The 12,272-nt window shown below is 57.4% G+C and carries 6 protein-coding genes; 2 read left to right on the forward strand and 4 right to left on the reverse strand.

Annotation, left to right across the window (positions count from 1 at the left end; translation table 11 throughout):
• Nucleotides 1-11: 11 nt before the first annotated feature.
• The 4 genes from RDV48_27560 to RDV48_27575 form a co-directional block, all read right to left on the reverse strand.
• Complete coding sequence (locus tag RDV48_27560; GenBank protein MDQ7826591.1) at nt 12-1,625, reverse strand: class I SAM-dependent methyltransferase; 1,614 nt, start codon at nt 1,623-1,625, stop codon at nt 12-14.
• 13 nt (nt 1,626-1,638) lie between these two features.
• A complete protein-coding gene (locus tag RDV48_27565; GenBank protein MDQ7826592.1) occupies nt 1,639-7,677 on the reverse strand; it encodes an alpha-2-macroglobulin family protein in 6,039 nt (2,012 codons plus the stop codon).
• Between the two features lie 61 nt (nt 7,678-7,738).
• Nucleotides 7,739-8,920 (reverse strand): PD-(D/E)XK nuclease family protein, encoded by a 1,182-nt coding sequence (locus RDV48_27570; GenBank protein ID MDQ7826593.1) that lies wholly within the window; start codon nt 8,918-8,920, stop codon nt 7,739-7,741.
• 53 nt (nt 8,921-8,973) lie between these two features.
• Nucleotides 8,974-9,573 carry a hypothetical protein gene (locus RDV48_27575; GenBank protein ID MDQ7826594.1) on the reverse strand — a complete coding sequence of 200 codons (600 nt, stop codon included), beginning with the start codon at nt 9,571-9,573 and terminating at the stop codon, nt 8,974-8,976.
• Nucleotides 9,574-9,900: 327 nt separating this feature from the next.
• On the opposite strand from RDV48_27575, the gene RDV48_27580 reads away from it, so the two are divergent.
• Both RDV48_27580 and RDV48_27585 read left to right on the forward strand, forming a co-directional pair.
• Nucleotides 9,901-10,206 carry an RNA-binding protein gene (locus tag RDV48_27580; GenBank protein ID MDQ7826595.1) on the forward strand — a complete coding sequence of 102 codons (306 nt, stop codon included), beginning with the start codon at nt 9,901-9,903 and terminating at the stop codon, nt 10,204-10,206.
• Nucleotides 10,207-10,699: 493 nt separating this feature from the next.
• Nucleotides 10,700-12,272, forward strand: a 1,573-nt coding sequence (locus RDV48_27585) for a hypothetical protein (GenBank protein ID MDQ7826596.1), incomplete at its 3' end; no start/stop codon positions are given.

Genomic DNA, 12,272 nt, shown 5'->3' on the forward strand with positions numbered 1-12,272 from the left:
CCGCCCACCCCTCACATGGGGAAATTCATGGCAATCTGCCCGGCGCTGTCGAGCAGTTCCTGGAGCACCGGCTGATCGATGAGCAAAAGCAGGAATGTCGCCTCAATGCTGCCCATGAGCTCGGAAGAGGGATTCTTCAGGGCAATCACGTGCTTCTGCGCCAGGCTTTTCACCCTGGTGAGAAAATCCTCCATGGATGTCTTCGGCGCTCCTTCCTGGATGGCGCTCCTCGCAACTTCCTTAAGGGTGCGCCTTCCATCCATCCGGCAAAGCAGATCGGCTTCCTCTTTTGTGAGCTCCTCTTCCTTCAGAAGGCTCTCCTCTTTGAACTGCGCGAGGTGCACCTCCTGGCCCTCAGGGGTACGCCCTTTCCAGAGAAAGCGCACATGGCTGTTGATGCAGGGAATGTAGGAGAGAATCGCATCGCCCTGCCCCGACCTGCGGAGCGTCTCGATGAGCCCCTCGACCTCTTCGGGGAAAGGCCTGTTGGGCATGATGACCTTGGCGAGGCGGTGCACCGAGGGGCAGCCCTCATAAGGCCTTGCGCAGACAATGAGGCCTTCGGCAATAGAAGTGATAGCGTTATTATAGGCGCTCACGAGCCACTCCCCCATCTTCCTGCGGTATTCGGCGAAGGTATTGTCATGCTTGAGGTGGCCTATGACATAAAGCTCAATGGGCACGGTGTTTCCCTGGAGGGCCAGAATGTCAAAATTGCTGCCCGCCCAGCGGGCGACCTTCTCAACATAGGAGCACTCACTGCTCTGGACGAACTCGGTGAATATCACGCACTTTCCCTCATCGGCCAGGTATCTGTCAATTCCCCCCATAATTCTCTTCAGCACCTCTTCACCCGTGACACCGCCGTCACGGAAAAAGACCTTCTGCCTTCCCGCGGGGGCAGGCACGAAAGGCGGGTTGGCCACAATGAGATCGTATTTTTCTTCACCAAGGGGGCCAAAGAGATCGCCCTCGATGAAGTCCACATTTTCCACGGCGTTGAATACCTTGTTGAACTCTGCGAAATTGATGGCCCTGGGATTGATGTCAACACCGGTGACGTGCTCTGAGTGGGAGGCAGCGAGAATGGCCTGCACTCCTGATCCTGTGCAGAGGTCCAGGGTCTTTCCCGCTGCCTTCCTGGGTGTGCCGCGAGCCAGGGTGTAGCTGTCCTTGCTGAGGTACATGACGGAGCGGCCGAATTTCAGGTTGCTGAAATGGTGATCAGTGACGATAAAGGAGCCCATCACCGGGTAGATGTCCACATTCGATGAAATGAGGTCCCTTTCCGAGGTGAGAATTCCCATCGAGGTGAGGGATGCCACCTCCTCACTGGTAAAAAGAGCCTCCAGGACCTCTTCCCCGGGGAGCGCCTGGGAGAGGAGGAACAACTTCGCGACGGCATTGAAGGGCGAGCGGTCCTTGAGCCTGAAATCCAGGAAAACGGGGAGCATCTGGAGCGTGATCATGTTGAAATAGTCTATTCCAAGCGCCTTATAGATGTTCTCCTCGCAGTAGCCGCTCCCGGCCAGGATCTCCCTGAGGCGGGCCAGGGCCGCCCTGTCAAGATTCTCCAGGTTAAAATGTCCCCGTGATGCCGCTGCGATCTGCCCTGCCGTTATCATGCCTCTCTCCTCCTCACTTCACTTCGAGCTTCACGCTCTCCGAGTGGCTTGAAAACTCCGGGGCGTACATGCACTGGATGGTGGCCATCCCGTTCTGGTAAGCTCCCCTGAGCTGCACCCTGAGGTCGTATTCGAAGACATACGTGCCCTTGGGCAGGTAGTCAATATAGAAATGCGTCGCCGTGTCCCTGGTGGACTCGTAGTAACGGAGGCCGTCCTGGTATTTGTACCGCGAGAGGACGTTCACAGGCTCAAGGCCGCTGCCGCGCTGGTCAGCCATATGGACATATTCCATGTCGCGGTCGGTGCGGAGCACTATACGGATCCTCAGGAGGTCGCCCACCTCGAGGGAGCCCTTTACCGGCTCGATGACGGGGCCGCTGCCAGTTCTCTTCACCACGAAGACCGACTTTTCGAGCTTGAGAGGGTTCTGCACATGGGGGGTGATTTTTGCCATGTCCTCCATATACTGCCAGTATGCGCCGCCCCATGCGATGCCCTTGTCCTTTTTCTTCACCTCTATCTGGCCCATCGAGGGCTTCACCTGGGGGCCGTCATAGCGCTTCTCGTAGAAGCCTGTGCCGGCCTCGACCTTTTCAGGATCAAGCTTTACGCCGCCGAGGTCTACCTCGACGATCTCGCTCGAGGCGAGGAGGTTGTCCCCCCGGCAGAGGAGGCCGTAGACGGCGTCGGCCGTGGCCTTAGTGGTCTTCCAGTCCTGCGTCTGCTTCTGCTTGAGGAGCCACACCTTGCACTCCTCTACCGCCTTTGCATCGCCCATTATCTCGTCAAATGCCTCTATCATGAGGGCCTGGGCCTCTATGGGCGCCCTGTACCACCACCATGAAAGCTCGCCTTCGGCCCAGTACATCCCGAGCTCTTCGTCGGTGACGCTCCGCTCCCTGATGGATGCCATGATGTCATGGGAGGTCTTCTTGTCGCCGAAGCGCTTGAGGGCGATGGCAAGGTACCCCTGGCCCATCCTGCAGTCCAGGCGGAGCCAGTATTTCCTCGCCTGCCCCAGGAAGTAATCCAGTGCCTCCTTCGCAAAGGCAGGAACAGGCTTTTCGGCAAGGTAGAAGCTCCGTCCGTAAAGATAGAGGGCAATAGTCACCGAGAGGTGATTATCATCCTTTCTGCCTTGTTTCAATATCTCGCGGTATACGTCCACAATCCACCGGTCAAGGCTGTCGAGGGCCCTCACGGCGAGGTCATGGCCCGAGGCTTGCACTCCCAGGTGCTTGAGCCTGCCGAAGCCCGTCACGATGTATAAGGTGATGTAGCTGTTGGGATAGCCGCCGGGGAACCATGGCCACGAGCCGTCGGAGAGCTGCATGTTCCTGAGCTTGTCATAGGCACTTGAGAGCTCTTTTTTCATGCGGCCGTCTTCGAAGAGGATGCCCACGTTGCGCTTTGCCTGGGACTCGCTCTTTGCCTGAAGCACCCAGGGCGTCTCCATGAGCATGACGCCCTTGAGCTCTGCGTTCTTCTCCAGGTTCGAGAGGAGGGCTTCAGGAGATATGGTGCGCCACTCGTCAAAAACCTTCCTGATTTTTGGATCTGACGAGGCGATCTTCTGGGCAAGGGCATTGGCGTAGAGCCTGTTGAAGACCTGCTCGGAGCACTCGTGGGGGAACTCCATCAGGAACGGGAGGGCCTGCACGGCATACCATGCTGGGTTGGAAGTCATCTGCACCGTGTAGGACCTGTTGATGAGCGAGTCAGAGCCGCCGGACTTCGCAAGCTTCTCGAAGGTGAACTTCCGCTCGCCGGGCCCTCTCACCCAGAGAGGGATGGATTCTGTCACGGCAATGCGCCGGGAAAGAACCGGTATTATGCCTTCCTCGCCGTCGCTCTGGGCGCCTGCCTTGGCCACGGCTTTGAAAGCCACGAGAGTGATGTTATCCGGCACCGAGAGCCGGAAGTAATAGCTCTTGGATTGTTTGGGCGGCACGGCTATCTCTTTATCTGCCTTTGTGATGCCGAGCTTCTCGTCAAGAGGCTGCGATGTGGCGGGATCAAAGAGGGAGAGGGCCACGGCTCCCTTGAGCTCCTGCTCTGTCATGTTGGTCACTTTGACGGCAAATTCCAGCTCGTCGCCTTCTCTCATGAAGCGCGGAGGGTTGGGCTGCACCATGAGATCCTTCTGGGTCACCGTATGGTTTTCCGTGAAGCCGCTCTCAAGGCCCTTCCCATGGGCGAGGGCCATGAAATGCCACTTGGTGAGGGCTTCGGGAATCGTGAAGGTTATCTTGTAAGAGCCGTCCTTGTCGGCGAGCAGGCAGGGGAAGAAAAATGCCGTCTCATTGAGATTTTTCCTGGCCTTGACATCCTTGAGATCGACGGCGGGCTTCTTTCCTCCCCCGCCGGCCCGGTTTTCGGCTTCAGTATCGCCGTCGGCTTTCTTTCGGCCGTTTTTTGCCGCAAGACCTTCTTCCGCCTCGCCCTTCTCCTTTGCCGCCGGCTTCGCCGCAGGAGGCGGTGCAGGCGCTGCGCTCTCGCAGGGCGCCACGTCATCGCAGGTCGCCATGGAACGCTTGTAAACAGCCCCCGTTTGATTCATATACCCATATCCGAAAAGATTTTCGGTGATGGCTCCCAGGAAGTCAGGGTAAACCCTCGAGGGCACGCCATGGCGGGGATTCCAGCTGGAGTGCCATGCCTGGAAGCTTTCGGCGGCGTCTGAGAAGCGCTGCTCCATCACCAGGTAATTGCTGGCAAAGAGGGACTGGAAGGTCTGCCAGAAATGGGGCGCAAAGGCATCAAGGGACTCGTCGTAGAGAGCGGCCACAAGCTCTGCGGCCTTTTTCTCGGCGCCGGGGCCCTTCACCCGGAGTGACCAGGTCTCGTTCTGGCCCGGCGTGAGCTTCGAGCGGAACGTCTCTATGGAGACCTCGAGCTTCTTGTTGGACCAGGGGACTATCACTTCGCTGCGGTAGCTGTAATAGCGGTTCTCCCTCACGTACGTTGTCACGACGGTGAAACCGCCGCGCAGGTCGTCGCTCACGGGGAACTCGATAAGGCTCTGCGTGGCAGAAGAGCCTGTCCAGAATTTTTTCAGGCTCCGGCCGTTCCTGAACATCTCGATAAAGGCACGCCCCTGGCCGTACCCCGTGCCCCAGAGGGCCCTGAAGGTCCCCCCGGTATCAACAACAGAGGACTGCGCCACATAGTAGGAAGGCACTTTCACCGTGAAATCGCTGCTCTTCAGGTTCACCACCGTGAGGGGAAGCTCTGCCTTCACAGCATTCCCGTAGCGGTCCTTCGAGGAGAGGATGGCACGGTATGCGCCGGCCTTGAGGTTGAAATTGAGAGCTGCGGGCTCTTTCCCGCCGGTGGTGAAGCTCCCCTTCTCGGCGACATCGCCAAGAGGCCAGCGCACCGCTTCCGCGGACTCGCTGTCATTTTCCAGGATCTCCCCCTCGTCGCTCATGAGCTGGCCGCCGCCCAGCATGTCCTTTCTCACCGCTTTCGGCGGCTCTTTGAGGCGGTATACCTGCACAAGGCCTTCGGCTCCCACGGGCACCCCGTCAAGGGTCGTGGTGGAGACCGTCATCTTCACGGGCGTTCCCTCGGTCTGCCAGTTGCCGGCGCTCATCCTGGCCTCCATGGTCGTATAGCCGATCCTCACCGAGGCATCATCACTTCTTGTCTCCCCCGCGCTGTCCGTTACATCGGCATAGACCTGATAGACAAAGGAGGGCTCCTCCTCTTTCGGCACGCTTCTGTCGGGGTCTGCCACGAATGATATGCTGAACTTTCCGCTCGCGTCGGTGGCGGCTTTCCCGTGGGCAATCTCCCTGGACTCTCCGATGGCGCCGTACCTGCCCCTGCTCCAGAAGAAATACCACCAGTAAGGCATCTGCACCTGGCGCACGACGCGGTAACTCACCTTCGCCCCGTCAACAGGAGCGCCCGTATAACCCATTGCCGAGCCGCTCACCGTCACCTTGTCACCGAGCCTGAGGCTCTCCTTGGGCATCACGATCTCAACGCTGAACTTGGGACGCTTGTATTCCTCGACACGGAAGGAGACAGACCCTGAAGGATCGTGAGTCTGGAGGGACATGGTTCCCGTGAGCCTGTCAGCCGGCGCCGCAAAGCTCCCCTGGACAGAGCCGAAGTCATTGGAGGTGAGGTTGAGGGTTGAGATTTCCTGGCTGTTGTGATCAAGGAACCTTACCGTCACGTTCCTGTTGGGAATCACCTGGTAGTTTTTCTGCTGCTTGTCAACATTGATGAGAACGCCCTTGAAGTGAACGGTCTGACCCGGCCGGTAAATAGCCCTGTCGGTAAAGAAGACCGTTCTCGTGTATGCCGCATCGGCACCGCGCTCGTAAGGATAAAGGTCCGAGAGGTCAATATACTCAGAGCCTTTCCCATCCTTCGCGTAAAGCCTGATGCCCCGGTAATTCCCCGACCGGGCCGCCTTGAAGGAATAACAGCCGTTCTCGTCGGTCTTCTGCGTATCCCTCACTTCGTATCTCGGCGCGTTGTAGTCCTTGAGCCAGTAAAGGCTCACCGTGGCTCCCTGGATGGGCTCGCCGCTCATGGAGTCAGTAATGATGCCCCTTACCGTGTCGTCAATCTTCTGCGTGACGACGCCAAGGGTGCTCACCTGGATGATGGCCTGCTGGAGCATATTGTCGTTCTTTGAGAAGTCGCTCCTGTGGCTTGCGAAGATCCTGTAAAATCCGGGCTCCAGGGCAGGGATATCGACCTTTACCTTTTTTGCCCTGTAATCTTCCGTGGGCTTGAGCTTTATAGTCCACTGGGCCACAGCAGGCCTCGCAAGCAAGGCTTCCGTCTCCTCGCGGCCCATGGGGTTCTTGCGGGTCTCAAGGTAGCTCTGCCAATTGTCCTTGACAATCTTGAAGGTCACGCCGGTAATGTTGGCATAATTGATAAGGACCTGGCTCTTGATCTTCGGCGGTACAGTGCGCTCAGTGGTAAGGGAAAGGCTCTTCGCAGTGATGGTTTCGATAAGGCTAAGGCAGAGGGCGGCGCCATATGACTTGGGGTGCATGGTTCTTCCCTTGTCGGCTGCCGAATATGCCGCGGTATATTTCCCTTTCTTGTAAAGCAGGTTGGCCTTGTGATAAAGAGCAAGACTTGCAAGCTCAGATGAGGGATATTTCGCGGTGATATCTTCAAGGGCTGCCTGGTAGCGCTCATCCTTCTTCTCGCCCACGGAGCTGTTATAGGCATAGTGAAGCCTCAGCAGGTCGGCATCTATGAAGGCATCGGGGCTCCCGTCACCGCGGTGGAACCTCAGCAGTTCCTGGAAAATGAGAAGAGCCCGGTATTTCGGCGAGGCCGTGTCCGTTGTCTCGGGCTTCCAGGCCAGGAACCTGTCGGCGCTCTCCAGGGCGGGCGACGAAGCATCTATCTCAAAGGCATCCTCGGGCAGCGCCCCTGCCTGCTCGCCGGACATGTAGAACTCCAGGGCAGAGTGGGCCACGACATCATAGAGCGTAGGCCTGATGGCGGGCGGCACATTTCCCGGGTCGATGACATCCTTCACCTCGGCAAGGGTGGTTTTCTTGAGGACATCGCCCTTGGTGAGAAGATCCTGGTATATCGATGAGATTTCCTTGAAGAGCTTGGGGAGATCCCAGGTGGTGAAATCCTTGTCATCAAGGCCTGCCGTCTCGGTCCTGTTCATGAAGCGCCACTTGTTCCTTGAATAATAGTGCCAGTACCACTGGGCCAGAATCGACTGCATGAGGGGCTTCATCGAGGGGGGGGCCTTGGCAATCTCATCCTTGAGCCTGATGACCTTCACCTCGGGCTTGTTGCCTGCGATGTTGGATTCCGCCACGATGCGGAGGCACAGGGCCTTCAGCGCCTCGCCGGGCCTATTCTCCCTGACGGCGGTCTTTTCTATCTCCTGGAGGGCGGCGATGGCCGACTTGGGAAGGCCCTTCTTCTGCGCTTCGATGTAGCTGTCCCAGAGCTTCTTCGTGCTGCCGCTCTCGGCCGAGAGAGGTGAGCTCATAAGGAGCAGCACCGCCAGCACAAGACACCATAGAATTCCATGCCTCCGAACCATAATCATGCCTCCTTTGCTTCGTGACGCTCGCGAGGGGGGCACCCTGTGTGAGTGTCCCCTCTCATTTCTTTTTCGTGTAAAGTTTCGCGGAACGCTCCCGGGTCACATAGGGCGCCAGGGCCTCCAGAACCTCTCCCGGCACCTTCTTTTCCTCCAGGGCTTTCGAGAGCTTCACATGGGCAAGGCTTGAATAGGAGTCCCAGAGCCCATGGGCTTTCAGGATCGCCTCAACGTCGGCCCTGCGGGGATCGTTCCAGGGAGGGAGAGAGGTCTGGTCGTACCACCAGACCCTTATCCTGTGCCTGGTGCCGGAGAGATTCTCGAGGCCTTCTCCATCGGCATATTCTATTATGGCTTTCGAGAGGAGCTCTTTCTCCCTTTCAAGCTTATCGAGCTCCTCGCTCACTGCGGCATAACGGTCCACAAGAAGGAGGCCGGGCTCTGAGCCTTTCTCCTCATCTGACATCGCTGCCAGGGCAGCTTCATGCCTCCACGCGGGACAGATAGCCTTGTAGCTGCACCAGCCGCAGAGAGGGCCCGTCTTTACCGGGAACTCTTTCTGGGACGCTATGGTGTCGATCTTCCCAATAAGGGAGCTCCGGAGCTCTTCAATCTGGTCACCGGTGCGCTCTGATCGGAGCTCCTCGTCAAAGGCAAGATAATGCCAGACAAGGGCTACTTCCCGCACATGGGGGAAAAGCTTCCCGAGGGCAAGCTGGTAAATGGCAAGCTGGGTATCGCCGTCAAGCTGCTGCTGCGTCGGCATGGCAGAGCCGGTCTTGTAATCATGGATCTCCCAGCAGCAGTCAGAGATTTTGCTGAGCCTGTCTATCACGGCAGTGAAGGGGTAACGCCCCTCATCGTCAAGATTGAAATCAGCCTTGTATTCAAGTCCGATAGTGATGGCGCCGTGGAAAGGCTTATACCGCTCGTAATACCTCACGAGGCACTTCTCGCCCAGTGCCCGGTAATGATCGCTGGTGAGCTCACTGTCAGCAATGGTCACATTGTCGCTCCATGCCTCTTCCCAGCGCTTTCCATAATAAGCCAGGACCTCCTCGAGAGAGGGCGCCACAGATGATGCGACTCTCTTGTAAAGGAACTCAAGTGATTCATGGACCCTCGAGCCCATGAAGGCCTCGACACTCTCGAAATCCTGCCTGATCTTCTTTATGTAAGTGAAATGATACTTGGCAGGGCAGGTCTCAAAGGCCTGTATCCGGGAATAGGAAAAACGCTCCATGGAAGTCACTCCTCTTCTACCCCGGAAAGGGCGATTTTATTTCACAGGGGCTCTTACTTCTCTTCTTCTGTCGATTTAAAGGTCTTTTCCATAAGGTCGGCAACTTTGCGCACGGCAGGTATGCCATAGAAGCCTATGGACCTTGTCCCCCTGCTTCCCCTGCTCCCTGTATACTGCTCCCTGGCGAAGATGAGATCGCCCGAGCCGTCGGCCCGCTCAGTTCTCTCTATATTCCCTATATCCTCATCGCGGTATGAGTTCACTGTCTTTGAGCCTCCCCAGGACGCAGGAGCCACTATGAAGGCCCTCCTGTCGGTGACGGCATATAATGTTTTCAATGCATTTTTATAAGCCCAGTAGGGCGAGCTCAGCATTCCCAGGCCGATAAGCACGAAAGGTATTCCGAAAAGTGGGAAGATGAGAGCGAATAATCCCGGCCCCGCACCGGCACCGCTTTTCCCCATGCTTCCAAAACAGGCCGCGCATGCCATGGTCTCCCAGAACAGGGCGAAAAGGGTCCAGGGGATGGCAAAGATGAATAAAGGAAGGGTCTGCATTGCCAGGCGCTTCGCATCAGGCTGTCCGCACCAGAGAAGCCTCTCACCGGACTCCATCTCTTTCTCGGCTTCCATTTTCAGGTCCCGTTCCAGCATGAAACCTCCTGTGAGCATGGCTTTCGAGCCTGGCCATAATAAAGGGGCTATAAGAGCATTTTGCCAAAAGCACCGCTTTATCCTTCCTCACCGCACCAAATCCATGGCTTTAGGTGAGGTGCCGCCACCTGAAAGACCGGAGAAAATATCCAAATTATCTCCCGGGAAAAGAGGAAAGTTCCCTGTGACAGAGAATAAGTGACTCACAAAAAAAGTGATTCTGTCAGGACGCATCTTAGGAATTCCCCCGCATAGCGCTGCTACGCTCCGGTTCCAGGCCGCTCTCCTGCAATTCACGAAAAAGTTGTATCAGGAGGTTTGAGGTACATGAATATCTACGTTGGAAACCTGCCCTACGAAGTGAGCGAGGATGATCTCAGGGAGGCATTTGAGGCTTACGGGCAGGTATCATCGGCAACTATCATCAAGGACAAGTTCAGCGGGAAATCAAAAGGATTTGGCTTTGTGGAAATGGCCGATGCCGCCCAGGGAAAAGTCGCCATAGATAACCTCAATGGCAAGGATTTCAAGGGAAGAGCGATGAAAGTCAATGAGGCCCATCCCAGGGCTGACCGCCGCGACGGCGGAGGCAGGGGGGGGGCCAGGGGCGGCGGAGGCGGCTGGAGAGAATAAGCACCGGGACTCAGCGCCCGAGAGATAGAGACCTCAGGAAAGAGCGTTAGTAGAGTATTCAGGAAACAGCAGTGACCTGTTCAGTGCTGTTTCTTTTGTTTTTGGAGAAAGGCCCTGCAGAGAGGGCAGGGGAATTCTCCGGGCCAGCACATAGGTGTTCACTTGAGCACCTCAAAATTCAGCTTCAATGAGGGAAAAACCTTCCTCAGGGCGGGTAAGGTGGAATCGTGGACGGTGGGAAAAGAGACTCGTTCAGCGTGGGCAGAAAAAATATTTCACCCTCGCGCCAGCCTCTTCCTCCCTTCCATGCAACCGTACAGGCGCACAGATGTCTGATGGATCGCTTTTGAAGGCCTGGGTAGTCATTTTTGACCATCCACCCTCTTTACGTTCAATGTCGCGCATGTGGTGATGGCCTTAGAAAGCTTATGTGATAAGCTTTTCAGAGATCTGCTTCTTTGATTTATCACAACTGTTATGCTATAATGAGAGTATGGGCACCATAGATCTCTCACCCACTCTCACTCTGCATCTTCCAGATGAGGAGGAGCTTCTCCATCTCGGTGATCCAATGTCTTCTCAGAACTACGATGACATGCTGCTCCTCCCGGAGCCTTATGAGATCCCCGCAGGGACCTCATGCAGGCCCGGGCACCTGGTCAAGATCACAAGAGGTGGCCTCATCCCCGAAGCCGAAAAGCTCACGGAGGATATCACCTTCGGATCCATCGACAGAGACGAGCGTGCAGCGCACATTGATTTTCTGCTCTGCGAGGCAGTCCGCGGCCGCATGGCACTTGATCTTGTGCTTGGCGGCCTTCTCGTTACTCTCAAATCGAAAGGAGTTGATCAGTTAGGATACCGCTCCATGGGGACCTTCGCCACGGAGCATCTCTCTTTCTCGGGGCGCACCGCGTCGGAGCTGATGCACAACTTCGAGCTTCTCAGGGCGCTCCCCCTCACGCGGGAGGCCTATCTTGAGGGCAGGATCGCAAAGAGCGCCCTCAGGCATCTCTCGAGAGTCATCACGCCTGAGAATGAGTCCTGGTGGCTCGCCATTGCGCGGGAGCGCTCCCTGTGCGGCCTCGAGAGGGAAGTGAAAAGGGCTCTCGCCGAAGGGAAGGCCGGATCGGCGACCCCTTCCGGCGATGGTCCCGAAGCCGGGTCCGAAGGCACAATGATGTATTTCAGCGTACCGCCCTCACTTGCCCTCACCTGGGACTTCGCCCTCTCCCTCTTCCGGGACAGGGAGCACTATGACGGGCCTCTCTCGGGCTTCGTCGAGGCACTCCTTGCGAATTTCCTTGCATCAGGGAACGACCTTCCGGAGCTTCCGGCCCTCGATACAACGGGGAACCGCCCCATATTTTCCCGGGTGTCTCTCTTGAAGAGGCGGATGTGGTATCGCCGCATCGGCGATACCGGCGAGGTCGCCCGGGAGGCTGGCGAGGGGCGGGGCAACGAGGGTCAGGCCGGCGAAAATCCGTGGGCATCACCCTGGAGCATCTTCTTCCCCTCGTGGCTGGAAGAGTGCCGCATGGGCAGTGAAGCCGGCACGGTCTCCGCCAGGGTCGTTGCGGGGAGGCTCCGGAGGGCCGCCTCTATCCGCCAGAGGCTTGAAGTGGCCGCGGGAATGCTCCTCCGGGCGATGGATGAAAGGCAGCTCCACCGCCTTCTCGGCTATGAGTTCATCGAGGACTACGCCGGGGAGCGCTGCGGCTTCTCGATGGCTCAGACCCGCCAGCTCATCAGGCTCGCCGAGGGCTTCCACCGCCACTCCATCACCGGGGATGCCTTCAAGAAGGGCGTCATCACCAGGGAGCAGGCGCGCCTCATTCTTCCCGTGGTGAACTCCAGAAATGAGATGCAGTGGATTGCCTATGCGGCGAGCGTGCCCACGGTGGACCTCAGGGAAGAGGCGGGGCGCTGCGCGAGGATCCTGGAGTATGACTGCCTGGTCTCTCACAATTATTCTCTTCTTCCCGGCTTCCGTTATCTCACTGACGAGAGGTTCCACGGGCTCCCTTCGGAGGTGCAGGACATCATAAGGACAGGAGCCTGGTACA

The organism is Candidatus Eremiobacterota bacterium, assembly GCA_031082125.1.
In the GTDB taxonomy this organism is placed as follows: domain Bacteria; phylum Vulcanimicrobiota; class CADAWZ01; order CADAWZ01; family Ess09-12; genus Ess09-12.

Bases quoted from the DNA above. Each gene is read 5' to 3' on its own strand.
- RDV48_27560 (MDQ7826591.1), bottom strand. From the start codon at position 1,625: ATGATAACGGCAGGGCAGATCGCAGCGGCATCACGGGGACATTTTAAC.
- RDV48_27565 (MDQ7826592.1), bottom strand. From the start codon at position 7,677: ATGGTTCGGAGGCATGGAATTCTATGGTGTCTTGTGCTGGCGGTGCTG.
- RDV48_27570 (MDQ7826593.1), bottom strand. From the start codon at position 8,920: ATGGAGCGTTTTTCCTATTCCCGGATACAGGCCTTTGAGACCTGCCCT.
- RDV48_27575 (MDQ7826594.1), bottom strand. From the start codon at position 9,573: ATGCTGGAACGGGACCTGAAAATGGAAGCCGAGAAAGAGATGGAGTCC.
- RDV48_27580 (MDQ7826595.1), top strand. From the start codon at position 9,901: ATGAATATCTACGTTGGAAACCTGCCCTACGAAGTGAGCGAGGATGAT.